This is a genomic window from Pseudomonas sp. HLT2-19-2, assembly GCF_054898005.1.
This window is the reverse complement of record NZ_CM142712.1, coordinates 3,639,492-3,663,657: the sequence shown is the minus strand read 5'-3', so window position 1 is coordinate 3,663,657 and position 24,166 is coordinate 3,639,492. Positions and strand designations below refer to the sequence as shown.

The following is a 24,166-nucleotide window of genomic DNA, read 5'->3' as shown; positions in this document are numbered from 1 at the left end:
GTCAAAGCTCCGCGTACAGGCGTCCGGGGTTGAAGATTCCCTGGGGGTCGAGTTGCTGCTTCAAGTTCCGGTGGTAGCGCATCAGTGCGGCAGGCAACGGTTGGAACGGGCTGTCGATCAGGCCATGGCTGTAGCAGGTCACATGCCCGCCGACTTCTTCCACGATCGAGCGAATGAACGTTGCCTCTGCGTCGGTTTTGAGCCAGCGCTGTGCACCGCCCCAATCGATCAGCTGACGGCCAGGCAGGGAAAGTCGAGGCGTGTTGTGAGGAACGGACAGGCGCCAAAGTGCCTGGTCCTCATCGAAAAAGCTCAATCGATGCTCGTTGAGATCAACCCAATACGAGGAGTCCAGCAACTCGCCGCCCAGTCGCTCATGAGCCGCAGCCACTGAGCCTTCGCCTCCCTCAAGCCGCAAGTGCAGGCGCTGTCCATCGTGGCACGCGGCGCTGATCGGCAGCGGTTGTTGCCCCCATTCGGCGAGGCGAAGCAAGGCGCGATCACTGTCCATTTCCAGGCTGATGCTTAAGGCTTGACGCGGCTTGGGCAGGACCTTGAGCGAGACTTCGGTCACCACGCCAAGCGAGCCGTAGCTGCCGGCCATCAGGCGCGACAGATCGTAGCCGGCAACGTTTTTCATGACTTCGCCACCGAAGCGTAAATGCTTGCCATGACCGGTGATGACGCGTGTCCCAAGGACGAAGTCCCTGACGGACCCCGACCAGGGACGCCGTGGTCCCGACAACCCGCTGGCGATCATGCCGCCGACCGTGGCACCGTCGCCGAAGGAGGGCGGTTCGCAAGGCAACATCTGCTGCGCTGCATCCAACACCTCAGCAAGCTCTGTCAACGGTGTGCCGCAGCGGGCGGTGATCACCAGCTCGGTCGGATCGTAGCTGACGATGCCTCGGTGGCTGCGCGTGTCGAGGACTTCACCCGCCACGATGCGCCCAAGAAACGCCTTGCTGTTGGAACCTTGAATGCGCAACGGCGTGGCGTTTTGCAGCGCCTGGTTGACCTGCTCGAGCAGCGCGCCGCTGTCGTCGAGATCGTGTTCACTGCGCATCAGAAACGCTCCAGATCAGGGAAAGGCATCTGACCCAAATGAACGTGCATGGCGCCAAACTCGGCGCAGCGGTGCAGCGTCGGAATGTTCTTGCCAGGGTTGAGCAAACCACTTGGATCGAAGGCGGCTTTGACGGCATGGAACACAGTCAGCTCATCGCTATTGAACTGCGCACACATCTGATTGATCTTCTCCCGGCCCACGCCGTGCTCACCGGTAATGCTGCCGCCGACCTTCACGCACAATTCGAGGATCTTGCCGCCCAGAGCTTCGGCGCGATCAAGTTCGCCCGGTTGGTTGGCATCGAACAGAATCAGTGGGTGCATGTTGCCGTCACCGGCGTGGAAAACGTTGGCCACCCGCAGGTCGTACTCGACCGACAACGCGGCAATCGCGTGCAGCACACCGGGCAGCTCGCGGCGCGGAATCGTCCCGTCCATGCAGTAATAATCCGGTGAGAGTCGGCCCACCGCAGGAAAGGCATTCTTGCGTCCGGCCCAGAAACGCACGCGTTCGGCTTCATCGCGAGCCTGGCGCACTTCGGTGGCGCCGGCCTGTTCCAGCACTTGGCGCACGCGATCGCAGTCATCATGAACGTCGGCTTCAACGCCATCGAGTTCGCACAGCAGGATGGCTTCAGCGTCGACCGGATAGCCGGCGTGGATGAAGTCTTCGGCGGCGCGAATGGCCAGGTTGTCCATCATTTCCAGGCCGCCGGGGATGATGCCGGCGGCAATAATGTCACCCACCGCACGACCCGCTTTCTCGACGGAATCGAACGCCGCCAGCAGCACTTTGGCGGTCTGAGGTTTGGGCAACAGTTTGACCGTGACCTCGGTGATGACACCGAGCATGCCTTCGGAACCCGTGAACAATGCCAGCAGATCGAAGCCCGGAGAGTCGAGTGCCTGGGAACCCAGGCTCAGGTGTTCGCCGTCGACGGTCAGAATGTCGACCTTGAGCAAGTTGTGCACGGTCAGCCCGTACTTCAGGCAATGCACGCCACCGGCGTTTTCCGCCACATTACCGCCGATTGAACAAGCGATCTGCGAGGAAGGGTCCGGCGCGTAGTACAAGCCAAACGGCGCTGCTGCCTGGGAAATCGCCAGGTTGCGCACGCCTGGCTGAACCCGAGCCGTGCGGGCGGCGGGGTCGATGTGCAGAATATTGTTGAAGCGCGCCATCACCAGCAGCACGCCTTTTTCCAGCGGCAATGCGCCCCCGGACAAACCGGTGCCGGCACCGCGGGCGACCACCGCGACATGCCGCTCATGGCAGAGCCGAAGCACGCCTTGTACCTCATCGATGTGGCGCGGCAGTACCACCAGCATGGGTGTGGTGCGGTAAGCAGAAAGTCCGTCGCATTCGTACGGTTTGAGCTCTTCCTGTTGATCCAGGACTTCCAGATCCGGCCACTGCGTATGCAGGGCCTCCAGCAAGGCAGCTCTGTTGACATCAGGCAGGACGCCGTCGACGCGTTCATCGTAGAGAATGTTCATCGTTGGTTGACGACCCTCAGTTGTTTTTATTGGAGGTCTGTGTCCGGTTACCACTGACTTGCATCATTGGCCTGAGGCGCTCTACTGTCTATGTGTTGTTGGCTGGTCGAACCAGTTTGCTGCGCGACAGCGTGGCGTCGAAGACGGGGCGGGGCCTCCCTCACCACAAAGTGAAACATTGCCGCCATGCCCCGGCGATGACCCCAGGCATGGCTGACAGGTTTGCGTCAATCAATGCCCGCCCACAACCATACTGCTGAACGGCGCCACATACGCCTGCAACGTCACCAGGCCACCGACCAGAATGGCCAGGATGATCGAGTGGAAGAATACGTAACGCAGGATTTCCCCTTCATGGCCGTACCAGCGCGTGGCGGTGGACGCCACCACAATTGACTGGGCGTCGACCATCTTGCCCATGACCCCGCCGGAGCTGTTGGCAGCGGCCATCAGCACCGGGCTGATCCCCAGCTGCTCGGCGGTCACCCGTTGCAAGCCGCCGAACAGCACGTTTGACGCCGTATCCGAGCCGGTCAAGGCTACGCCGAGCCAGCCGAGCAGGGTGCCGAACATGGGGTAGAAGATGCCCGTCGCGGCGAAGGCCAGGCCCATGGTGGCGTCCAAGCCTGAATAGCGGGTGAGGAAACCCAGGGCGAGCATCGCGACGATGGTGATCAACGAGTAACGCACGACCCAGATCGTTCGCAGGTACTGGTGGATCAGTTGCGGGATGGAATAGCCCATCAGCAACCCGCCGAGGATCGCCGCCAGCAAGATGCCGCTACCGGTGCTGGTGAGCCAGGTGAACTTGTAGACCGCTTCCTCGGTTTTAGGCGCGGGCACCACGGGCGGGACCTTCTCGATCTGCTGGTGAATAGTGGTGAACGTCAACACCGGGGCGAAGATCGGGTTGGCTTCGCGCATCGGTTTGCCTTGTGGGTCGAGCTTCGCTGAGTTCGTTGCCGGATCAATCGCCGGGCGGGTATCGAACATGTTTTTGAAGCCCTGGGTGCCCCAGGCGAAAACGAACACCGTGAGGATGATCCACGGCATCCACGCGCGCATCACCGCAGGTTTGGCATCGCTGGCAAAGGTCGCGCTGGCGACGGGTTTTTCGTCATGCTCTTCGGCTATTTTGGAGTTGTCGACGCGCCCGGACAGCGCGGCGGAGGTATGCACGGTGGCCGGTTTCCAAACCTTGAGGAAACCGGTCAGGCAGGCCATGGAAATCAGCGCGGCGATCACGTCCACCAGCATCGGCCCGTGGTAGTTGGACACCACGAACTGCGGCACGGCGAAACTGACCCCGGCTACCAAAATCGCCGGCCAGATTTCCAGCATTTTTCGCCATCCGGCGAAGGCCCAGATCAACCAGAACGGCACGATCACCGAGAAGAACGGCAGTTGCCGGCCGACCATCATCGACAGTTCCATTTCATCCAGCCCGGTCACCTTGGCCAGGGTGATGATCGGCGTGCCCAGCGCACCGAACGCCACGGGCGCGGTGTTGGCGATCAATGCCAGGCCAGACGCGGCCAGAGGCGAGAAGCCCAGCCCGATCAGAATCGCCCCGGTCACCGCCACCGGCGTGCCGAAACCAGCGGCGCCTTCGAAGAAAGCACCGAAGCAGAAGGCAATCAGCAGCAATTGCAGGCGTCGGTCGTCGGTGATGCGCGCCAGGGAATCCTGCAGCACCTTGAACGAGCCGTTCTCCGTCGTCAGCCGATGCAGGAAAATGATGTTGAGCACAATCCAGCCAATCGGCAGCAAGCCGTTGGCGGCGCCGTAAAGGGCGGCCGAGCCGGCCATGTTCGCCGGCATGTCGAAGGCGAAAATCGCGATCACCAGCGCCGATGCCAGGGCCATCAATGCCGCCAGATGCGCCTTGATATGGAAAAACGCCAGCGCTGCCAGCATCACCACGACTGGCACTGCTGCCATGAGGGTTGAAAGTATCGGGTTGCCGAACGGATCGTAGATTTGCTGCCAGACCATGTTCCACCTCTGCTTTTTATTTTGGGCGTGCAGACCCCGGTGGGGGCGGTGGCTTCTAGTATAGGTGGCATTACGCCGCTGTCCTGGCAGGCCTTATAGTGGGCCGCACTGAGCTAACATGGCCCATAGGTAAATGCGCTACTCGGACTTAAACGAGAGGAATGCAGCAATGACTGAACGCCATATCGTCCACAAGGAAACGCTGTCGAACGGATGCAAGATAGAGGTCAAAGCCGAGATATTGAAGGACGGCTCGCTGGGGATGTTCATCGGTGTGTACCGGCCGGACGGCACGGCCATTTTTGAAGATCACGATCCAAAACCACATCTGCTGGACATGGAGGCCGCATTGGATTGGGGTATCGAAACGGCGAAAGACGTCGGTAACAGCCAAAGAACGCTATAAGCCCTGCTCTGGACTCCCACATGAACAAGGCGACAATCACCATGAAGAAAGAGCAGGGTCGGTGCAAAAGAAGAAGAGGGAGGAGATTCGGCCTCTCAGCGGATAGACGCGAGAATCAAGGAACTGGAAGATTGGCGGGGGGTTCCAGAATGGTCGCATGCCGGAATCTGCACTGGTGAGACGTACAAGCAGGTCGTGACGCTGACGGTTGCCAAGGGCGCCTCGCTGGAAGCCTTCAGGCCCGTCACTGGCGTTAGCATCTTTCAATCCTGCCACGCTTCCCACAGGACAAAATCGTTCTAAAAAAGCCCGCCTTGCACTTTGGACTTTGTACTACTCTTGAAGTTGTAGGTGAAGACGCAGACTGATGCGCAAGCGGATGGCGAGGAAACGTGGGGCGCGTTCCGAAGGGTACACGGTTAGAAAGATCTCCGCGCTGAGATCCAGCCCTTATGCCGTGTGAAGCAGGACAGCACAAAACTGTTCTGTGGGAGTCCTGATAAACCTTGTAAGCCGGAGACCAGCACCGGCCACCTACTCGATTTCCAAGCCCGCCTTGTGCGGGCTTTTTCGTGTGCGCAGGATCCGTTTGTATCGGAACGTATCCAGCGCGGCTGCAGCTAACTTCGCATACAAATCCAAGGCATTCTCGACACTTGCGCGATACACGGCGGCCTCTGAATAGAGCCACCGCATCCGCGGCAACCTGCGCGCGACTTTCCGCGCACTCATTGGAGAAATGCCATGTCCCGATTCAATCACCGTATCTCCGCTGGCATGCTCGGCGTCGCCGTTGCCGCGGCACTCACCGCCTTTGCGGGCCTCGCTCAAGCTCAAGAGGCGCCACCGGTAAAAAGCTGGCAGGCGGGTCTTCACCGCACCGATCTGCTGCGCCAGGATCTCGACGTCGCCGGGCGTGAGGTGATTCAAGTTCGCGTTGATTTCGAGCCGGGTGTGGTATCCCCCAAGCATTCTCATCCGGGGGTGGAAGTGGCCTACGTCATTGAGGGCACGTTTGAATATCAGCTCGAGGGGCGGCCACCGATAACGCTCAAGGCTGGCGATTCCTTGTACATTCCCGCCGGTACTGCGCACGTCGCGAAGAACATCGGCGCGAACAAAGCGTCGGAGCTGGCGACGTACATTGTGAAGAAAGACACGCCACTGGTCATGCTGGAAAAATAAACGCCGTGTCGGGTTACCGGCGGTTATGACGCATTGCCAACGCGCGGCTTCCCAGCGCGATGGCCAGTGCGACAGCGACCAACACCAGCGCCACGGCGAAGGTGATTCGCATACCGCTGGCAACCGCTTCGGATCGCGCTGTTGCAATGTCGACAGCGGCCGATGCGAGCGCGAACACCGCGCCCAAGGCAGACGCACCCGTGATCAGTCCCAGATTGCGCGACAGGTTGAGCATGCCGGAGATGACGCCCCGTTGGTCTGGCTGAACATCCGCCATGACCGTCGTGTTGTTGGCTGTCTGGAACAGGGCATAGCCGAGAGTGATCACGACCATGGGCAAGAGGTAGCCACCGATGCCGAATGTCTCAGGCAGCACCGATAGCGTGAAGCATCCGGTCGCCATGGCCGCGAGCCCGACGAGGGTCATGCGTCGGGCGCCAAAGCGGTCGGCAATACGGCCTGCGGGCACACCCGTCAGTGCCGCGACAAACGGCCCGACCGACAAGACCAGCCCCACCAGAACGGCATCGAGGCCGAGTCCATGCGCGAGGTAGAAGGGGCCGACCACGAGCGTCGCCATCATTACTGTCGCAACGAGCAGGCTCATGGCTAGGCTGCCACTGAGCACGGGATCACGGAACATCGCCAATCGAATCAACGGTGAAGTGACGCGAGCCTCGGTGAACACAAAGAGGCCGACGCCGACGCCCGCCGCCAATAGCAAGGCGATGTTGAGCGGGCCGAAACTGCCTCGCCCAAAGGTCATGGCCAGCGCATAAGCGGCGAGTGTCAACGCCAGCAGCAGTGTGCCCAGCGGGTCGAAGCCGGCACGATCGGGCTTGGGTTTCTGGCGATCGGCGGGCAAGTAGCGATGCGCGAGCACCCATGTCAGCAAGCCCAGCGGTACGGTGATGAGGAAGATCGCCCGCCAGCCGAACCCGCCAATCAGCAGGCCTCCGAGCGACGGCCCCATCGCGGTGCCTATCGCCGACATTGTCCCGAGCAAGCCCATGGCGCTGCCGGTTTTTGCCTTCGCTACCGTCTCGCTGACAAAGGCCATAGTCAGCGCCATCATGATTGCCGCACCGAGTCCTTGCAGCGCCCGGGCGCCAATCAGCATCCAGAGCGTGGGCGCAAAGCCGCATAACGCCGACGCCAGCGTGAACACGCCGATGCCGGTCAAGAGCAGCCGCCGACGGCCCGTTAAGTCACCGAGCCGACCGACGCTGACGATCAGGGTGGTGATGGCGAGAAGGTAGGCGAGGACGATCCACTGCACTTCCTGAAAGGAGGCGTTGAACACCTGGGCCAAGGTCGGCAAACCGACATTGGCGATACTGGTGCCCAGCGAGGACAGCAGCATCGACAGCGAAAGACTGGTCAACACCCACCGAACGGACGGTGTCTGTTGCGCTTGCTCTGCGAATGCACTGACTGATTTCATGCTGTTCCTCATTTCTAGGCACTCCCGAAGCGGAGCTACCAGAAATCTACGCCCTGGCCTAACATGGCGGAAGGCGCACCCTTTGCACTTTATTCGTGCGTAAAACGCCATATCACTCTGCCGCGAGGCGATGCATGTCCACTCCCGATTTCAACTTGCTGATCACCCTTGATGTGCTGCTCGCCGAAGGCAGCGTAGCGCGCGCCGCCAAACGCTTGCGGCTGAGCCCGTCGGCGATGAGCCGGGCGCTGGCGCGATTGCGTGAAACCACCGGTGATCCGCTGTTGGTCAGGGCCGGACGAGGTCTGGTGCCCACCCCGCGAGCGCTGGAGCTGCGCGAGCGGGTCAGTCAGCTGGTGCAGGACGCACAAGCGGTCCTTCGGCCTGCCGAGCAACCCGATCTCAAACAGCTGAGCCGCACGTTCACGCTGCGCACCAGTGAAGGCTTTGTCGAGAATTTTGGCGCGGACCTGATTGCGCGCGTCGCCGAGCAAGCACCAGGCGTGCGGCTGCGCTTCATGCACAAACCCGACAAAGACAACACGTCACTGCGCGACGGGACGGTCGATCTGGAAACGGGTGTGGTGGGGAAGGCCGCTGGCCCGGAGCTGCGCACGCAGGGCTTGTTCCGGGACCGCTTTATTGGCGTTGTGCGAAGGGGGCATCCACTCAGCCAAGGCGAGATAACCCCCGCGCGTTATGCGGCGGGCAGCCACATCAGTGTCTCTCGGCGGGGGCTCGACAAGGGGCCCATCGATGAGGCCCTTGAGCCCCTGGAGCTGGAGCGGCAGATAGCAACAATCGTCGCAGGCTTCTCCACTGCGCTGGCACTCGCCCGGGCCACCGACCTGATCGCCTGCGTTCCCGAGCGGCACACCGCCAACCTGCGTACCGGCATGCACAGCTTTGCGCTGCCGCTGTCTCTGCCGACGTTCACCGTCGCCATGCTCTGGCATCCGCGGCTGGACGCCGACCCTGTGCATTGCTGGTTGCGCAGCTGCCTTCGGGATGTTTGTGCTGATTAAAAAGTTGCAAGGTTTGAGCAAATGTTCATTAATGAAACACTGCATGTTTCACTCGTGTAACTGTTCAGTTTTGTTGTTTGATATTGTTATATGGATTGGCGAATTTGATATAAAAACCCATTGAACCTATTAATTTGATGGCGGTCTTGGTTGCGTCCAGCGCTGTCACTGCTGGCAATTAAAAGTAGTGAGCGTATGGGTAATGTTTTAGTTGATAAGTGCGTGTAAGTGTTTGAAAAATTAACAATTATTATTTTTGATAATCATGGGTTTCGGTCTTATTGAAGCGCCGTGTCTAAAGACGGAATGCGAATAATTTAATGACAAAATAGTGGCATTCGGCCTATCAAAAAATAACTTCACAATAAAGTTGGCGCTTTTCTGACGCGGTGGTAGTGTTTGTAACTCCTTTTAACCGCGCTTGTCTGTCCGCAGAGGCCGTGCGACATGCCGACTCCAACTCCACGGATTGCGATAATCGGTAATAAAGTTCCAAGCTTGGATCTTCCGGAGCTTGAGCACTTCGCCGACTTGGGCAGCTTGTTGGCTGCACACGCATTTGATGTCTTGCTGCTGGACCTGCCAGCGGCTTATGCCGGGCAGGTGCTTCGAAAGTTGCGCTCGATTCCCCTTTATCGCTACGCCCTCATTTTTTGTTGCCGTGATCAGAACGACTGGTGTGAAGCCTTGGGTGACGGTGCGTGCCCTGTCGAATCCAGCGAAATAAGAAACCTCTGGGAGGTATGGCAAGAACGCTACCGGCTGTTCAATCAGGGCTCCGCCCCCGAGCGTTTTGAAAGTCGGGTGCTTTCCTGGTTGTGGTTGCGCGACAACGCCCACGTCTATGCCCTGCGAGACCCGGAAGTGCCTCAGCATTATCGCTATCCGCTGCTGGACGCCCTGGCTGATAACGAGCAGGTCAATTCGTTTGTCTGGCTCAGTTTGATGGTGCAGCAGGACTGGCTGGAGGAGGGGGTTCTGGTCGATCGCGTTCGCCTCTGTTCGGACTGTGGTTCGGGCCGGCTCAATTACATTGATGTGTGTACCGAATGTCAGGCCCTGGACATTTCACGCCAGCCTTCATTGCACTGCTTTACCTGTGGGCACGTGGGGCCACAGGAATCCTTTCTCAAAGATGGGGTGTTGTTGTGCCCCAACTGCTTGAACCGGCTGCGCCATATCGGCAGTGATTACGACCGCCCTATGGAGAATTATCGCTGTCGGTCATGCCAGGCGTTTTTTGTCGATGCCGAAGTGCAGGCGCGCTGCCTGGACTGCGGCCTGTCACACACGCCTGACAAGTTGCGAGTACGCGAGGTCAGAGATTTCCGTCTGGCCGAGGCCGGACGTTTCCGCTGCCGCCAGGAGTTCGGCGATCAATCGGTTCATCACTTTGGTCGACTCACTCTGTTAGGCGGCAAGGACTTTTATGATCTGCTGACCTGGCAGATGCAAGTCGTGCGCCGCTACCCGTTGCCTGCCTTCTCACTGATCGGTCTGCGCTTCATCAACCTGGCCAGTACGTTGTCTCGCTTGGGCGAACACCACGGCCATGCCTTCATCGACAGTGTGGCCGATCGTTTGAAAGAAACCGTCAGAGAAACCGACCGCTGCTCTCGAAGTACGGAAGAGTACTTGTGGATCATGCTTCCACATACCGATGGCAAGGGCCTGGAAAGCGTCAAACAACGCTTGAGCCGGGTCGCCGAGTTGTTTTCAGCCCCGGAGGTCAGTGACATTTCACTGCGTGTCGTCAGTATCACGGCGCCCCACGATCTTCTCGAGCAGGAAGATGGCGAATTACTACTGGCCCGTCTGGCCAGTGAGTTGGTGTGAGACGCCATGAGCCCTTTAATGGAGCAACTCTTCAACGCACTCAGCGCGTTCATGGGGCCGGATGGATTGAGCCGGTTGTTTATCATGCTTTTCCCCTTGTTTCTGATCTTTGAATTGCCCCTCATGATCATGGTGCTGCTGGGTGTATTGCGCTGGTTTACGCGTCGACGCACTCGTATACCGAAGATCAGCGTCTATCGCCCCAAGGTCTCTTGCATCATTACCTGCTACAGCGAAGGGATGGATGTTCAGACCACGCTGTTAAGCCTGTGCGAGCAGACGTACCCCGGCCACATTGAGATGATTCCGGTGGTGGACGGGGCCACGGTGAATCAGCCGACGCTGAGCGCCGTTCGCAGTTTTAAGGTGGACCCGCAGTTGTACCCCAGGCGTCATTTGCGCCCGATCGCCAAATGGCAGCGGGGCGGCCGGGTGTCGTCATTGAACGCAGGTCTGTCGCTTGCCAGCGGTGACATCGTGATGGCGCTTGATGGTGACACGTCCTTCGACAACAACATGGTCAGCTCCATCGTGCGCCATTTCGAGGACCCGTCGGTGCCTGCGGTCGCCGGTAGCCTGCGTGTGCGCAATGTCTGGGGTTCCTGGGTCACCGCGATGCAGGCGCTGGAATATCTGTTATCCATCCACATGTCGAAAATCGGTCTGGCCGAATGGAACCTGGTCAACAACGTCTCGGGGGCCTTCGGGGCATTCCGCCGCAGCTTTCTGGTGAAAATAGGTGGCTGGAACACACACACCGCGGAGGATCTGGACCTGACGTTGCGCATCAAAAGTTACTTCAAGCGACATGACTTGAGGATTCCCTTCGAGCCGGAAGCGATTGGTCACACCGATGCACCGTCGACGCTTAGTCAGTTTCTGATGCAGCGATTGCGCTGGGATGGCGACCTGTTTTTTCTGTACGTCAGAAAGCACAACCACAACATTAACCCGAACTTATTGGGCTGGCCGACCTTTCTGATGATCCTGCTCAGCGGCTTCTTTTTTCAGCTGGTGCTGCCGTTCATCATCTTCAGCTACACCTTGCTGGCGTTATTTATTCTGCCGGGCAAGACGCTGTTGTTTCTGTTTGTACTGATCTACGCGCTGTACCTGATGATCACCACGCTGTTGTTCGGCGCCATGTTGTTGATGGTGTCCGACCGACCTCGAAAGGACATGATCCTGGGGTTGTTGGTGCCTTTCTTTCCGCTGTTCATGCTATTTCTGCGGTGCTGGAGCGCAGTGGCCATGCTCAACGAGATATTTCGTCGGGGCCATGAAGAAACCTCGATGGCGCCGTGGTGGGTGCTTAAACGAGCCACGAGGTTTTGATATGCGATCGATACTTCTGCTCCTGACGCTGTCGTTGCCAACGACAATAATGGCCGCACAACCACTGCCGCTTCAGGCGGCGGGGTCGCAGTCGAGCCAATGGTCCCAGGCCAGCTATGTCTGGGACAGCGAAGCATTGCTCGATCCCGATCAGCGTAAAGCGGAGCTTGAGCAACTGCGTGAAGCCGGGATGGGCAAGATCTACCTTGGCCTCAAGGCCGCCCAGTTGAAAGACCTTGTCACGACGCGCCAACGGCTGAAGCAATTGCTGCAGGACGCGGCAGGCGAGGGGGTGCAAGTCAGCCTGTTGCTCGGCGATTCGGCCTGGATCGAGCCGCAGGGACGCCATCAGCTCACCGATTTATTGGCGAAGCTGAAGGGGCTTTCATTCGCCAGCCTGCACCTGGACCTGGAAGTCGAGCAGCTGGGCGTACCGGTCCCGGATCAGCGTTTGAAGGACTTGCTCGACACCTTGCGCGCGGCCTCCGCAGCGAGCCCCTGGCCGGTAGAGATTTCCAGCCATCATCGCTGGTTCGCCGAGGCAAAACCCGGAAAAACCTGTCTGCCGTGCGCGCTGCCCGACGCGGGCGTGCGTCAGGTCAGCCTGATGATCTACACCCGCAACCCGCAAAACAGCGCACGAATGGCAGAGCAGATCGCTCAACGCTGGCCCGATCTGCAGTTTCGCCTGGCGCAAAGCACCGAGCCGCAATTGGATGCCACGGAATCCTGGGCCGGTGCGTCGACTGAGCAGTTGCAGCACCAGACCCGTGCCTGGCGCGAACAGCTGCAACCACGAGGAATTGCCGGCATTGACTGGCAAGCCTGGCGAGACTTTCCAAAACGGTGAGCCGTCATGAAGATTCGATTCGATAGTCGTAAAGAACTGAACCCCACTCAGGAGCAGGGTTTGAGTGTGCTCTACGCTCCGGGCAAGCGCATGGCGTTTCGCGTGCGTTGGTATTTGATCTTGTTCCTGGTCGCGAGCCCCTTGATCTGGCTGGGAGGAAAACTGACCTACGGCATGCTGATGATCGACGCGCCGGCGCAATTGCGCCTGCCGATTCTCGAGGTGCGCGCGCGGGATGCCGGTCGGGTCGATCAACTGTTTGTCATGGCCGGGGAACAGGTCCAGGTCGATCAGCCGTTGGTCAGTCTCGACAATCCTGAATGGCGTGCGCGGCTAATGCAGCTCGCCGCGATGCCGAAGAACACGGTGCGCGCCGCCAGCACCAAATTGGACACTCGGGAGCGTCAGTTGCTCAGGACCCGAGTGAGCAGGACAGAGCAACGCGTGCAGGTGCTTGAAGACCTCATTGTTTCAGGCGCCGTCTCTCGTGGAGAAGTGCTGGCAGCCCAGTCCGAACTCGACGCTTTTAAAGCGGACCTGTTGGCGTTCGAGCGCCGCGAGCAACTGGCTCGTCAGTCGCCGCTAAGCGTTGAACGCGAGATTATTCAACAGAACGCCGAGCAACAGTGGTTGAAAACGCGCCTCGCCGCGTTGTCGGTCAAGGCTGCGCAGAGCGGTCGGGTTGCGGAGGTATTGGTCACCCCCGGCGAAAATGTCGGTGCCGGTACGTTGTTAATACGCCTTGAACGGCTGGAAGAGCCCCTGCTGTGGATCTATCTCGAACCGCTGAACATCAGCTACGCCGCGATTGGTCAGCCGTTGCGCGTTCGCATGCCCGATGGCGAGTGGTTGGCGGCCCATGTTGTCCAGGCCGTCGACAGCGCCGGTCGCACGCCGACGGTGTTGCGTGGGCCGTTCGCCGCCAGTGAAATGGGCTTGCAGGTCGCCGCCCGGTTTGATCGCCCCCTGTCGCCGCGCTGGAGAATCGATCAACTGCCGTTGAATGTTCGCTTTCCGACCGACTGGCAACAAATGCTCAGTGACAGCCGTGAACTCATCGAGCAATTAGGGGACTTCATTGCGATGGATCGAATACCCACCACCGCACCGGGGAGTAAATAAATCATGACTGCAGATCGAATTCTTGTGACGGGCGGTGCCGGTTTCATCGGTTCTCACCTTGTTGAAGCACTGCTTGAAAACGGTTATAGCGTCCGGGTTCTGGACGATCTTTCTACTGGCAAATTGTCGAATCTGCCGATTGATCGATGCCATTTGACCTTGGTAGTGGGGGATGTCGCGGATGCGCCGACGGTGGAGCGGGCGATGAAAGACTGCAGTGCGGTGGTTCATCTGGCTGCGGTGGCCTCGGTGCAGGCGTCGGTCGAAGACCCGGTCGCTACTCACCAAAGCAACTTCGTCGGTACGCTGAATATCTGTGAAGCCATGCGTCAGACTGGCGTAAGACGGGTGGTTTACGCGTCCAGCGCGGCGATCTATGGCAACAATGGCGAGGGCATGGCGATTACCGAAGACACGCCCAAGAATCCGCTGACTCCGTATGCCGCCGACAAACTGGCCAGCGAACATTTCCTCGATTTCTATCGACGCCAGCACAGTCTCGAACCGGTCATTCTGCGTTTTTTCAATATTTACGGACCGCGCCAGGACCCTTCATCGCCTTATTCCGGTGTCATTAGTATTTTCAGCGAAAGGGCCAAAAAAAATCTCCCCATCACGGTTTACGGTGACGGGGAGCAAACAAGGGATTTTGTCTACATAGAGGACCTCGTAAAGGTCCTGGTACAGGCGATCAAAGCGTCAAAACCGAGCATCGGACCGGTCAACATCGGGTTTAACCGATCCACCAGTCTTAACGATCTGGCGGCTGCGTTAAGTGAACTCCTCGGGCGACCCCTGACGTTGAACTACGACGCGCCGCGTTCCGGTGATATCAAGCATTCGCGCGCCGACAACAGCCGCCTGCTTCAGTGCTTCTCCCCGAGCACTCCGACCTGTTTTTCCGAGGGCCTGGGGCAACTGCTTAGAAGTATTGATTCCGGCGGGCGGTAGAAGAGGCGAGCTCAGTCGCCAGCATCATGACGTGCGCTCCTCGGACAGGACGTACCAGGAAAATACGCTCAGCGTGACGGCCGTCAGGCGACATAAGTGATGGACGGTTTTTTGGGTGTTCTTAAAGAACACCCTCAACCCCAAGCGAACAAACACCGACACCTATACTCAAATTAATAGGCCTTTGAGTACCGGACATTCCGTTCGGGCAAGTCTGTAGGAAACCGCGATCTTGAACCTGCGTTCGCTGATCGTCGCCGTGTTGGTGGTGTTGGCGGGATGCGTCACGCCTGCGCCTGCCCCGGTGGAAGTGGCGCCGGTGGTGATTTCCCAAAGCACCTGGCAGCGGGTGGATCGTGAGATTGTCGCGGCATCGCAATCGGCCACCGAGCAGACCAAAATCTACGCGCGCGGCGCCATGGATTACTGGCGCACGCGCGTCTATCAACTGACCGAAGAGAACTTCATTCCATGGTTCAGCAGCTACTGGACCCAGGAATGGCTATCGATGAAGGTCAGCTGGTACACCCTCAGCGCCAAGGGCGAGCAGGATGCCTCGGCCAAGCGCCTGGCAGCCTATCTGCTGGAGCAATATCGACAGCGCGTGCTGGCGCCGGTCGCGGTGGAGATCGATCCCGACGCGATTCTCGGCCTGGCAACGGCGTTCTATGTGGACATTCTTCAGGAAGAACTGCAGCGAATCTCCCAGCGCCACGGCGTGCCGATGGCTCAGCTCAACGGCCGTATCCAGAAAATTCCCGCGATTGCCCTGGGCCCGCCGCCCGCCCGGAATGCCTCGCTGTATCAGGTCGTGCACACCCAACCGCTGAACACGCTGCCGGCCTACGCGGCGCTGATCGACAAGATCCACAAGGCAGGTGGCGACCGAGGCGTGGATTCGACCGACACCGCCATGGCGCCGGTGGCCAAGCGTGCCAGCCAACGGATGGAAGCCGAAATGGTCCCGCGAGGCGCGGCCAGTGCAGTCGCCGCTGCAGCGGGGAAATTGGCCGGGGGCTTGATTTCCGTGGGTGTGGCGGGTATCCGCGCGATCATTCAGGCCAACGACCGGCCGGACAGCGAGGCACTGATTCGCAGCAGCCTGGGCAACACGTTCGACAAGGCCTGGATGAAACTGGTGCAAAATCCGACGACCGGGGTGATGGCCGGAACGTTGTACATGGCGGCGCAGATAGAGGGCAATTTGGCGGGGAGCGCCGAAGTACCGTCGGTCAGTTCGGGCAGCGGGTCTGTCGATTGGGGCCCGACGGAATCGACTAACCAGCAGATCGACCCTCGACCCCCAGCAGGAGAATGACCATGTCCTACGTTGATGGCTTTATCGCAGCCGTACCCACCGCCAACCGCGAAAAATTCAAAAAACACGCCGAGACAGCCGCTGCCATTTTCAAGGAAAGCGGTGCCCTCAGCCTCGCTGAATGCTGGGGCGACGACGTGCCAGACGGCAAAGTGACCTCGTTTCCGATGGCGGTAAAACTCAAGGACGACGAAACCGTGGTGTTTTCCTGGATCGTCTGGCCGGACAAAGCCACCCGCGATGCCGGCATGGAAAAACTCATGACCGATCCGCGCATGCAGCAGGACGTCAACCCGATGCCGTTCGATGGTCAGCGGTTGATCTTTGGCGGTTTCGAAATGATCGTCAAAGCCTGAGCTAGCGGCAGGATCACTCCGGTGTCGGGGTGGTTCTGCAACTCTTGCGATGACGAATCTCGCTGTCCGTCGGCCGCTCTTTGACGAACTCGAAGCGCGGCTCACCTTCGTTGTAATGAACCAGCCAGCCCCACTCGAGCTCGGACTCATCCTGACCGGGTTTTGGTGGCACGGCCCACCATGGCTCCTTGCTGATGATCTCTCGCATGGCCCACTCCCGTTGAATCGTTTGCATGAACTATAACTTGGATGTCAGGAGGTGCCAGGTATGAGCGACGAATCCCATGAGCCGTTAAAACGACTGTTTTTTGCCCTGAACTGCTCACCCGAGCAGCGTCGGGCCATTGCCCAGTGGCGCAGCGCACTTGGGCTCAGGAGCGGACGCCCGGTGCCGGCGGAAAACTTTCACCTGACGTTGATGTTTTTGGGCGCAGTTGGCGTGGCACAGATTGCCGATATCTGCACGGCCGCCGCGAATGTTCGAACGCCGGGTATACCTTTGAGGGTTGCGCTTGATCGGCTGGATGTCTGGCGCAGGGCAGGGGTGTTGGTGCTTGCGCCTGAGCAGGCATCACCGGAGTTGCTTCGTCTGGTGTATGCCTTGGAGCAGGCAATGCTGCCGTTTGGCTTTGAGGATTCACCCAAGGAATTCCGTCCGCATTTGACCTTGATGCGCGACTACCGAGTGCCGGTGCCTGAGTCCGCGACGCCGCCCGAGTTTTACCTGCGAGCTGATCACTTCACCTTGTTCGAGTCCCATAAGGGTCGTTATCGCGCATTGGCCGAATGGCCACTCGTACCGTAATTTCAGGCACAAAAAAAGGCGCCCGAGGGCGCCCGAATTCACCTGAACCGAGGAAGCCAGGTGAGGCCGTTCTGCAGATAGGAGTGCAGCGGTGGTAAGGCGCTGCGTGAACGGAAAAAGGGCCGCACCCACAACGGGTACGGAAATCATTATTTGCCCAACTTCACCCGCGTCCACCCGCGAGTCATCACCCGCTGAACGCCGATCGGCATGTCCGGAATGGCATACAACGTCGCCATCACCGCCTGCGACGGATACAAACCCGGATCATCCCGAATCGCTTCATCCACCAGTGGCGTCGCGGCCGCGTTGGCGTTGCTATAGCCGATGTTGTTGGTGATCTCGGCGATGATGTCCGGGCGCATCAGGAAGTTCATGAACAGGTAGGCGTTTTCCACGTTCGTCGCGTCCCGTGGGATGGCGACCATGTCATAAAAACTGCCGGCACCTTCTTTCGGAATGCTGTAGTCGATCTTTACCGTGTCACCGGCTTCCTTGGCCCGAGACTTGGCTTGCAGCACATCGCCGGAGTAACCGACCGCCACGCAGATGTTGCCGTTGGCCAGGTCCGAGATGTATTTCGACGAATGGAAGTACGCCACCGAAGGACGGATTTTCATGAACAGCGCTTCAGCTTCGGCGATCTGCGCTTTGTCCTGAGAGTTCACCGGATAGCCCAGATAGTGCAGGGCGGCCGGGAGCATCTCGGTCGGCGAATCAAGGAAGCTGATGCCGCAGGCTTTCAGTTTTTCAGCGTTTTCCGGTTTGAACAGCAAGTCCCAGGAGTTGGTCGGCGCGTTGGCGCCGAGTACTTCCTTGACCTTGTCCGGGTTAAAGCCGATGCCGATCGAGCCCCACATGTACGGGAAGGCATGACCGTTATCCGGGTCGCTGGCGGAGGCGTTTTTCAGCAGGACCGGGCTGAGGTTTTTCCAGTTCGGCAGCTTCGACTTGTCCAGTTCCTGATAGACGCCAGCCTTGATCTGCTTGGCCAGGAAACTGTTGGACGGTACGACGATGTCGTAACCGGATTTGCCGGCGAGCAGCCGTGCCTCAAGGGTTTCGTTACTGTCGAATACATCGTAGGTCACGCGGATGCCGGTCTCGTCTTCGAACTTCTTGACGGTGTCCGGGGCGATGTAATCCGACCAGTTGTAGACGCGCAGTACCTTGTCATTGGCCTGGGCGCCAGTGGCGATCGCGCCCAATAAGGACAGTGTCAGCAGAGTCCTGCCAAACATTTTCATCGGTACAACTCCAATTCTCTTTTATAGAACACAAAACCTGTGGCGAGGGAGCAAGCTCCCTCGCCACACGGCCTAGGCCGTCGCTTCTACCATTTTCTTTTTAGGTTGCTGCCAGGATTCGCTGGCGGTCTGGTCCATGGCTTCCTGGATCGCGCGTTTGCGGGTGGCTTCGGCACGGCGGCTGAAATACCAGACCATCAAGGTCACGATCGATACCGCCAACAGAATCAGGCTGGCCACGGCGTTGATCTCAGGCTTCACACCCAGACGTACCGCCGAGAACACTTCCATCGGCAGGGTCGTCGAACCCGGACCGGACACGAAGCTCGCCAACACCAAATCATCCAGCGACAAGGCAAACGACATCATGCCGCCGGCCGCCAGTGACGGCGCGATCATCGGAATGGTGATCAAGAAAAACACCTTGAACGGCTTCGCGCCCAAATCCATCGCCGCTTCTTCAATGGACAGGTCCAGCTCACGCAAACGCGCCGAAACCACCACCGCTACATAGGCGGCACAAAACGTGGTGTGGGCGATCCAGATGGTGAAGATGCCACGTTCCATCGGCCAGCCGATCAACTGCGCCATGGCCACGAACAGCAGCAACAGCGACAGACCGGTGATCACTTCCGGCATTACCAACGGCGCCGTCACCAAACCACCGAACAACGTACGGCCCTTGAAGCGCGTCACCCGAGTCAGCACAAATGCCGCCAACGTGCCCAGCGCTACAGCGGCAATCGCGGTGTAGCAGGCGATTTCCAGCGAGCGCACCACCGAGCCCATCAGTTGGGAGTTGTCGAGCAGGCCGACGTACCACTTCACCGACCAGCCGCCCCACACCGTCACCAGTTTCGAGGCGTTGAACGAGTAGATCACCAGAATCAACATCGGCAGGTAGATAAACGACAGGCCGAAAATCAGCATGAACTTTGAAAATCCGAAGCGTTTCATCCCCGACTCTCCATCTCTTTGGCCTGACTACGGTTGAACAGCAGAATCGGCACAATCAGGATCAACAGCATCACCACCGCCAAGGCAGATGCCACCGGCCAGTCGCGGTTGTTGAAGAACTCTTGCCACAGCACACGACCGATCATCAGCGTCTCCGGGCCACCCAGCAGTTCCGGGATCACGAACTCACCGACCACCGGAATGAACACCAGCATGCAGCCAGCGATGATCCCGTTCTTGGCCAGCGGCACGGTGATTTTCCAGAAGTTGTTGAAGTTGCTCGACCCCAGGTCCGACGCGGCTTCCAGCAGACTTTGATCGTGCTTGACCAGGTTGGCGTACAGCGGCAACACCATGAACGGCAGGTAGGCGTAAACCACCCCAATGTAGACGGCCGTGTTGGTGTTGAGGATCTCGATCGGGTGCGAGGTCAGCCCGGTCCACATCAGAAATCCGTTGAGCAAGCCGTTGTTGCTGAGAATGCCCATCCACGCGTAGACGCGGATCAGGATCGCGGTCCAGGTCGGCATCATGATGAGCAACAGCAGAACGTTTTGCGTTTCTTTGTTGGCCTTGGTGATCGCGTAGGCCATCGGGAAACCGAGCGCCAGGCACATCAGCGTGCTTAAAAACGCGACCTTCAACGAGCCGAAGTAGGCCGAGATGTACAGCTCATCTTGGGTCAGCAGCGAGTAGTTGCCGATGTTGAGCAATAGCTGAAATTTCTGCTCGGCGAAGGTGTAGATCTCTGAGTAAGGAGGAATGGCCAGCGCCGCTTCCGAGAAGCTGATCTTCATCACCAGGAAGAACGGCAACAGGAAAAACAGGCACAGCCACAGGAAAGGAATCCCGATGACGAGCTTTCGACCACTCGGCATCAGCCGCATAAACTGCTGATTGAGTGTTTTCATGAGCGCAGTACCACGCCGCTGTCGTCTTCCCACCACACGTAGACCTTGTCGTCCCAGGTCGGACGTGCGCCACGGCGTTCGGCGTTGGCCATGAACGACTGCACGACCTTGCCGCCAGGCAATTCCACGTAGAACACCGAGTGACCGCCGAGGTAGGCGATGTCATGCACTTTGCCTTCGGACCAGTTGTAGCGGGTATCGGGTTTAGTCGTGCTGACCAGCAGTTTTTCCGGGCGGATCGCGTAAGTAATCGACTTGTCCTGCACCGAGGTGCTGACGCCGTGACCGACGTAAATCTTCTGCTCCAGATCCGGGCTGTGAATGATCGCGTGCCCCTCGAGGTCTTCCACAACGGTGCCGTCGAAGGCGTTCACGTTGCCGATGAATTCGCAGACCAAGCGGCTGACCGGCGCCTCATAAATGTCCACCGGGCTGCCGATCTGCGCGATCCAGCCGAGGTGCATGATCGCGATGCGTTGGGCCATGGTCATGGCCTCTTCTTGGTCGTGGGTCACCATCACGCAGGTCACGCCAACGCGCTCGATGATCTCTACCAACTCCAGTTGCATCTGCGAGCGCAGCTTTTTATCCAGCGCGCCCATCGGTTCGTCGAGCAGCAACAGCTTCGGGCGTTTGGCCAGGGAGCGAGCCAATGCCACACGCTGACGCTGACCGCCAGACAGTTGATGCGGCTTGCGTTTGGCGTACTGGGTCATGTGCACCAGCCGCAGCATCTCTTCAACGCGGGCGTCGATTTCGCTGTTGGACAGCCGATCCTGCTTCAGGCCGAAGGCGATGTTCTGCGCCACCGTCATGTGCGGGAACAAGGCGTAGGACTGGAACATCATGTTGATCGGCCGTTCGTACGGCGGCATGTCGGTGATGTCGACACCGTCGAGCATAATCCGCCCTTCGGTCGGGCGCTCGAAACCTGCGAGCATGCGCAGCAGGGTCGATTTGCCGGAGCCGGAACCGCCAAGCAGGGCGAAGATTTCGCCTTGATAGATCTCAAGCGAGACATCGTCCACCGCAGTGGTTTCGTCGAATTTCTTGGTGACGCGGTCGACTTTCACCAGCACCTTTTTCGGTGATTGGTGACCTTCAAGAGCCTTCCTGTAGATGCTGGAGGCGTTTGCCATGTGAAACTCCCAACAGGTTTCAGTCGTCGGGCCAACGCGGCCTGACTTAATAGTGGATTGCAAGCCCGGTCGGGCTTATTCGGCGCCGCCGTCCTGGCTGCCTGTTCGTACTTGTTGTTATCGCGTTTGTTGTTGTAGTGAGGGACTGGCGCGCAAAGGCGCGCCCGACTGACTCACGGGGGCAGTAAATTGATTTATCGAGTGTTAAGTCAGCGCGTATTACGCAGCGCCGCCCGTTGCCGGCACGCCTCGCCAAACGCGTGGAAAATACTCAAATAAGGAGGGTTCGAAAGCACCTGCCATTCCGGGTGCCATTGCACGCCGACGGCGAAAGCCTTGCTGTGCTCGACCGAAATCGCCTCGATCAAGCCATCCGGCGCGACAGCTTCGGCGCGTAGGCCGGGAGCCAGCCGGTCGATGCCTTGGCTGTGAATCGAATTGACCTGGAACACCTGCGGCAAATCCAGCGCCTCGAACACACCGCCCGGTTGCACGTTGACCGCGTGAGCCGGTGCGTACTGCACGGCCAGGTCCGGATGATTCGCTTCCCGGTGATCCAGCATGCCGGGCAGTTCGTGGACCTTTTGATGCAGGCTGCCACCAAACGCCACGTTCATTTCCTGAAAGCCCCGGCAGATGCCGAGCACCGGCACGCCGGCCGCAATGGCTGCACGCAATAAAGGAAGGGTCGTGGCGTCCCGTTGCGGATCGTGATCCGTGCCGGGGGCGCTGTCGGGGCCTTGATAGTGGAAGGGTTCCACATTCGAGGGTGAGCCGGTCAGCAGCAGACCGTCGAGATGCGCGAGCACATCTTCAATCTCAGTCAGTTCGCCTAAGGAAGGAATGATGACCGGAAGCCCCAACGCCGCGACGCTGACAGCACGCAAGTACTTGTCGCCGCTGACATGGTAGGGGTGCAGGCCAATCTGTTTGACGCACGCTGTAACGCCGATTAATGGCTTGAGTGCCATTTTTATCACCTCGAAGTTTCACACTTGAACGAGCTTTTCCGGAGCTTAGCCTTGTTGATTTTAATTAACAACTCTCATGTAAAAAATTCTAAACGCCACACGTCCGATGTTGAGGATTTACGCGGCTCTCAAGACTGATCTGGCACTCTCGTGCCCATAAAAGGCCAGAAAATAAAGGTTGAAAGGCCAAGTGTTCGCTATTGACTTCACTTTGTCTTTCGGATTGACTGGGCTCGTGAAAGGGTAGTGAACATAATAATTAACAGCTAATAGGTGCATCATGTCGGTCCCTCTGCGTGCCGTTCAACTCAACGAAGCAAACGCATTCCTTAAGAAATATCCTGAGGTTTTGTACGTCGACCTTCTGATTGCGGATATGAACGGTGTGGTGCGCGGTAAGCGCATCGAGCGCACCAGTCTTCATAAGGTTTACGAAAAAGGCATTAACCTCCCGGCGTCACTGTTTGCTCTGGACATCAATGGTTCTACGGTGGAAAGCACCGGCCTGGGTCTGGACATCGGTGACTCAGACCGAATCTGCTTTCCCATCCCTAATACTCTCAGCATCGAGCCTTGGCAGAAGCGCCCTACTGCGCAGCTGTTAATGACCATGCACGAACTCGAAGGCCAGCCGTTCTTCGCTGACCCTCGCGAAGTGCTGCGTCAGGTCGTGAGCAAGTTCGATGCAATGGGCCTGACCATTTGCGCCGCGTTCGAACTCGAGTTCTATCTGATCGACCAGGACAACGTGAACGGTCGTCCGCAATCGCCACGCTCGCCGGTCTCCGGCAAACGTCCGATGTCGACCCAGGTCTACCTGATCGACGACCTGGACGAATACGTCGATTGCCTGCAAGACATCCTCGAAGGCGCGAAAGAGCAGGGCATTCCTGCCGACGCCATTGTCAAGGAAAGCGCCCCGGCGCAGTTCGAAGTGAACCTGCATCACGTCAACGACCCTATAAAGGCCTGCGACTACGCGGTGTTGCTCAAGCGTCTGGTAAAGAACATCGCCTACGACCACGAGATGGACACCACCTTCATGGCCAAGCCGTATCCGGGCCAGGCGGGCAATGGTTTGCACGTACACATTTCGATTCTCGACAAAGAAGGCAACAACATCTTTACCAGCGAGGATCCCGAGCAGAACGCCGCGCTGCGACACGCGATCGGCGGTGTGCTCGAGACCCTGCCGGCGCAGATGGCATTCCTCTGCCCGAACGTCAACTCGTACCGTCGTTTCGGCGCGCAGTTCTATGTACCGAACTCGCCAAGTTGGGGCATCGACAACCGTACCGTTGCAGTGCGAGTGCCGACCGGTTCGCCGGACTCGGTGCGCATCGAACACCGCGTGGCGGGCGCCGATGCCAACCCGTACTTGTTGATGGCGTCGGTCCTGGCCGGTATTCACCACGGCCTGACCAACGAAATCGAGCCGGGCGCACCGGTCGAAGGCAACAGCTACGAGCAGAACGAGCAAAGCCTGCCGAACAACCTGCGCGATGCACTGCGCGAGCTGGACGACAGCGAAGTCATGTCGCGCTATATCGACCCGCTGTACATCGACGTGTTCGTGGCGTGCAAGGAAAGCGAGCTGGCCGAGTTCGAGAACTCCATCTCGGACCTTGAGTACAACTGGTACTTGCACACCGTTTGATGGTTGAGCGGTGGGCCAATTGCTTTCGATGTTGAATGTGATGGCCTCTTCGCGGGCAAGCCTCGCTCCTACAGGGGGACGTGTCGGGCGC

The 24,166-nt window shown here is 58.8% G+C and carries 22 protein-coding genes and 1 pseudogene; 13 read left to right on the top strand and 10 right to left on the bottom strand.

What is annotated here, in order from left to right; translation table 11 throughout:
- Position 1: 1 nt before the first annotated feature.
- The 3 genes from glcE to ACYZTU_RS17080 form a co-directional block, all read right to left on the bottom strand.
- Positions 2–1,066, bottom strand: coding sequence for a glycolate oxidase subunit GlcE (glcE, locus tag ACYZTU_RS17090; RefSeq protein ID WP_461964382.1), 1,065 nt, complete (start codon positions 1,064–1,066; stop codon positions 2–4).
- A complete protein-coding gene (gene glcD, locus ACYZTU_RS17085; protein ID WP_461964381.1) occupies positions 1,066–2,565 on the bottom strand; it encodes a glycolate oxidase subunit GlcD in 1,500 nt (499 codons plus the stop codon). The genes glcE and glcD overlap by 1 nt, the downstream gene beginning before the upstream one ends.
- A gap of 231 nt (positions 2,566–2,796) precedes the next feature.
- Entirely contained in the window at positions 2,797–4,560 is a 1,764-nt protein-coding gene (locus tag ACYZTU_RS17080) for an L-lactate permease (protein WP_461964379.1), read from the bottom strand.
- 169 nt (positions 4,561–4,729) lie between these two features.
- Between ACYZTU_RS17080 and ACYZTU_RS17075 the strand changes: the two genes are divergently transcribed.
- From ACYZTU_RS17075 to ACYZTU_RS17065, 3 genes and pseudogenes are all read left to right on the top strand, one after another.
- Entirely contained in the window at positions 4,730–4,966 is a 237-nt protein-coding gene (locus tag ACYZTU_RS17075; protein ID WP_461964378.1) for a hypothetical protein, read from the top strand.
- A gap of 102 nt (positions 4,967–5,068) precedes the next feature.
- A pseudogene (locus ACYZTU_RS17070) lies at positions 5,069–5,197 on the top strand (DUF1801 domain-containing protein); the annotation flags it as partial.
- Between the two features lie 513 nt (positions 5,198–5,710).
- Positions 5,711–6,151, top strand: a complete 441-nt coding sequence (locus ACYZTU_RS17065) for a cupin domain-containing protein (RefSeq protein ID WP_461964376.1) — start codon at positions 5,711–5,713, stop codon at positions 6,149–6,151.
- Positions 6,152–6,164: 13 nt separating this feature from the next.
- Here ACYZTU_RS17065 and ACYZTU_RS17060 read toward each other — a convergent pair whose 3' ends face one another.
- Entirely contained in the window at positions 6,165–7,595 is a 1,431-nt protein-coding gene (locus ACYZTU_RS17060; protein WP_461964374.1) for an MFS transporter, read from the bottom strand.
- Between the two features lie 134 nt (positions 7,596–7,729).
- Between ACYZTU_RS17060 and ACYZTU_RS17055 the strand changes: the two genes are divergently transcribed.
- The 8 genes from ACYZTU_RS17055 (at position 7,730) to ACYZTU_RS17020 (ending at position 16,388) form a co-directional block, all read left to right on the top strand.
- Positions 7,730–8,620, top strand: coding sequence for a LysR family transcriptional regulator (locus tag ACYZTU_RS17055; RefSeq protein WP_461964372.1), 891 nt, complete (start codon positions 7,730–7,732; stop codon positions 8,618–8,620).
- A 498-nt stretch (positions 8,621–9,118) separates the two neighbouring features.
- On the top strand, positions 9,119–10,456 hold the full coding sequence (locus ACYZTU_RS17050) for a TackOD1 domain-containing metal-binding protein (RefSeq protein WP_461964371.1): 1,338 nt from the start codon (positions 9,119–9,121) through the stop codon (positions 10,454–10,456).
- A 6-nt stretch (positions 10,457–10,462) separates the two neighbouring features.
- Positions 10,463–11,791, top strand: coding sequence for a glycosyltransferase family 2 protein (locus ACYZTU_RS17045; protein WP_461964370.1), 1,329 nt, complete (start codon positions 10,463–10,465; stop codon positions 11,789–11,791).
- A gap of 1 nt (position 11,792) precedes the next feature.
- Entirely contained in the window at positions 11,793–12,641 is an 849-nt protein-coding gene (locus ACYZTU_RS17040; protein ID WP_449643604.1) for a hypothetical protein, read from the top strand.
- Between the two features lie 6 nt (positions 12,642–12,647).
- The gene (locus ACYZTU_RS17035) at positions 12,648–13,763 is read left to right on the top strand and encodes an HlyD family secretion protein (protein WP_461964369.1); all 1,116 of its coding nucleotides are present in this window, start codon (positions 12,648–12,650) and stop codon (positions 13,761–13,763) included.
- A gap of 3 nt (positions 13,764–13,766) precedes the next feature.
- The gene (locus ACYZTU_RS17030; RefSeq protein WP_461964367.1) at positions 13,767–14,714 is read left to right on the top strand and encodes an NAD-dependent epimerase/dehydratase family protein; all 948 of its coding nucleotides are present in this window, start codon (positions 13,767–13,769) and stop codon (positions 14,712–14,714) included.
- 232 nt (positions 14,715–14,946) lie between these two features.
- The gene (locus ACYZTU_RS17025) at positions 14,947–16,032 is read left to right on the top strand and encodes a hypothetical protein (protein ID WP_461964366.1); all 1,086 of its coding nucleotides are present in this window, start codon (positions 14,947–14,949) and stop codon (positions 16,030–16,032) included.
- A gap of 2 nt (positions 16,033–16,034) precedes the next feature.
- Positions 16,035–16,388: a DUF1428 domain-containing protein gene (locus ACYZTU_RS17020; RefSeq protein ID WP_282375844.1), complete on the top strand. Its 354-nt coding sequence runs from the start codon at positions 16,035–16,037 to the stop codon at positions 16,386–16,388.
- Between the two features lie 13 nt (positions 16,389–16,401).
- On the opposite strand, the gene ACYZTU_RS17015 is transcribed toward ACYZTU_RS17020, so the two are convergent.
- Positions 16,402–16,596 (bottom strand): hypothetical protein, encoded by a 195-nt coding sequence (locus tag ACYZTU_RS17015; protein ID WP_449643609.1) that lies wholly within the window; start codon positions 16,594–16,596, stop codon positions 16,402–16,404.
- Positions 16,597–16,656: 60 nt separating this feature from the next.
- Between ACYZTU_RS17015 and thpR the strand changes: the two genes are divergently transcribed.
- Entirely contained in the window at positions 16,657–17,193 is a 537-nt protein-coding gene (gene thpR, locus ACYZTU_RS17010; protein WP_461964365.1) for an RNA 2',3'-cyclic phosphodiesterase, read from the top strand.
- Between the two features lie 149 nt (positions 17,194–17,342).
- Here thpR and ACYZTU_RS17005 read toward each other — a convergent pair whose 3' ends face one another.
- The 5 genes from ACYZTU_RS17005 to ACYZTU_RS16985 all read right to left on the bottom strand — a co-directional run bounded on the left by ACYZTU_RS17005 (position 17,343) and on the right by ACYZTU_RS16985 (position 22,418).
- Entirely contained in the window at positions 17,343–18,440 is a 1,098-nt protein-coding gene (locus ACYZTU_RS17005; protein WP_461964363.1) for a polyamine ABC transporter substrate-binding protein, read from the bottom strand.
- 72 nt (positions 18,441–18,512) lie between these two features.
- Entirely contained in the window at positions 18,513–19,397 is an 885-nt protein-coding gene (locus ACYZTU_RS17000; RefSeq protein ID WP_461964361.1) for an ABC transporter permease subunit, read from the bottom strand.
- A complete protein-coding gene (locus tag ACYZTU_RS16995) occupies positions 19,394–20,275 on the bottom strand; it encodes an ABC transporter permease subunit (protein WP_461971068.1) in 882 nt (293 codons plus the stop codon). The genes ACYZTU_RS17000 and ACYZTU_RS16995 overlap by 4 nt, the downstream gene beginning before the upstream one ends.
- A gap of 29 nt (positions 20,276–20,304) precedes the next feature.
- On the bottom strand, positions 20,305–21,447 hold the full coding sequence (gene potA, locus ACYZTU_RS16990; protein WP_461964360.1) for a polyamine ABC transporter ATP-binding protein: 1,143 nt from the start codon (positions 21,445–21,447) through the stop codon (positions 20,305–20,307).
- Positions 21,448–21,656: 209 nt separating this feature from the next.
- Positions 21,657–22,418 (bottom strand): gamma-glutamyl-gamma-aminobutyrate hydrolase family protein, encoded by a 762-nt coding sequence (locus tag ACYZTU_RS16985; RefSeq protein ID WP_461964358.1) that lies wholly within the window; start codon positions 22,416–22,418, stop codon positions 21,657–21,659.
- A gap of 280 nt (positions 22,419–22,698) precedes the next feature.
- Between ACYZTU_RS16985 and ACYZTU_RS16980 the strand changes: the two genes are divergently transcribed.
- Positions 22,699–24,075 carry a glutamine synthetase family protein gene (locus tag ACYZTU_RS16980; protein ID WP_461964356.1) on the top strand — a complete coding sequence of 459 codons (1,377 nt, stop codon included), beginning with the start codon at positions 22,699–22,701 and terminating at the stop codon, positions 24,073–24,075.
- The last annotated feature ends 91 nt before the right edge of the window (positions 24,076–24,166 follow it).

Bases quoted from the DNA above. Each gene is read 5' to 3' on its own strand.
- glcE (WP_461964382.1), bottom strand. From the start codon at position 1,066: ATGCGCAGTGAACACGATCTCGACGACAGCGGCGCGCTGCTCGAGCAG.
- glcD (WP_461964381.1), bottom strand. From the start codon at position 2,565: ATGAACATTCTCTACGATGAACGCGTCGACGGCGTCCTGCCTGATGTC.
- ACYZTU_RS17080 (WP_461964379.1), bottom strand. From the start codon at position 4,560: ATGGTCTGGCAGCAAATCTACGATCCGTTCGGCAACCCGATACTTTCA.
- ACYZTU_RS17075 (WP_461964378.1), top strand. From the start codon at position 4,730: ATGACTGAACGCCATATCGTCCACAAGGAAACGCTGTCGAACGGATGC.
- ACYZTU_RS17065 (WP_461964376.1), top strand. From the start codon at position 5,711: ATGTCCCGATTCAATCACCGTATCTCCGCTGGCATGCTCGGCGTCGCC.
- ACYZTU_RS17060 (WP_461964374.1), bottom strand. From the start codon at position 7,595: ATGAAATCAGTCAGTGCATTCGCAGAGCAAGCGCAACAGACACCGTCC.
- ACYZTU_RS17055 (WP_461964372.1), top strand. From the start codon at position 7,730: ATGTCCACTCCCGATTTCAACTTGCTGATCACCCTTGATGTGCTGCTC.
- ACYZTU_RS17045 (WP_461964370.1), top strand. From the start codon at position 10,463: ATGAGCCCTTTAATGGAGCAACTCTTCAACGCACTCAGCGCGTTCATG.
- ACYZTU_RS17040 (WP_449643604.1), top strand. From the start codon at position 11,793: ATGCGATCGATACTTCTGCTCCTGACGCTGTCGTTGCCAACGACAATA.
- ACYZTU_RS17035 (WP_461964369.1), top strand. From the start codon at position 12,648: ATGAAGATTCGATTCGATAGTCGTAAAGAACTGAACCCCACTCAGGAG.
- ACYZTU_RS17030 (WP_461964367.1), top strand. From the start codon at position 13,767: ATGACTGCAGATCGAATTCTTGTGACGGGCGGTGCCGGTTTCATCGGT.
- ACYZTU_RS17020 (WP_282375844.1), top strand. From the start codon at position 16,035: ATGTCCTACGTTGATGGCTTTATCGCAGCCGTACCCACCGCCAACCGC.
- ACYZTU_RS17015 (WP_449643609.1), bottom strand. From the start codon at position 16,596: ATGCGAGAGATCATCAGCAAGGAGCCATGGTGGGCCGTGCCACCAAAA.
- thpR (WP_461964365.1), top strand. From the start codon at position 16,657: ATGAGCGACGAATCCCATGAGCCGTTAAAACGACTGTTTTTTGCCCTG.
- ACYZTU_RS17005 (WP_461964363.1), bottom strand. From the start codon at position 18,440: ATGAAAATGTTTGGCAGGACTCTGCTGACACTGTCCTTATTGGGCGCG.
- ACYZTU_RS17000 (WP_461964361.1), bottom strand. From the start codon at position 19,397: ATGAAACGCTTCGGATTTTCAAAGTTCATGCTGATTTTCGGCCTGTCG.
- ACYZTU_RS16995 (WP_461971068.1), bottom strand. From the start codon at position 20,275: ATGCCGAGTGGTCGAAAGCTCGTCATCGGGATTCCTTTCCTGTGGCTG.
- potA (WP_461964360.1), bottom strand. From the start codon at position 21,447: ATGGCAAACGCCTCCAGCATCTACAGGAAGGCTCTTGAAGGTCACCAA.
- ACYZTU_RS16985 (WP_461964358.1), bottom strand. From the start codon at position 22,418: ATGGCACTCAAGCCATTAATCGGCGTTACAGCGTGCGTCAAACAGATT.
- ACYZTU_RS16980 (WP_461964356.1), top strand. From the start codon at position 22,699: ATGTCGGTCCCTCTGCGTGCCGTTCAACTCAACGAAGCAAACGCATTC.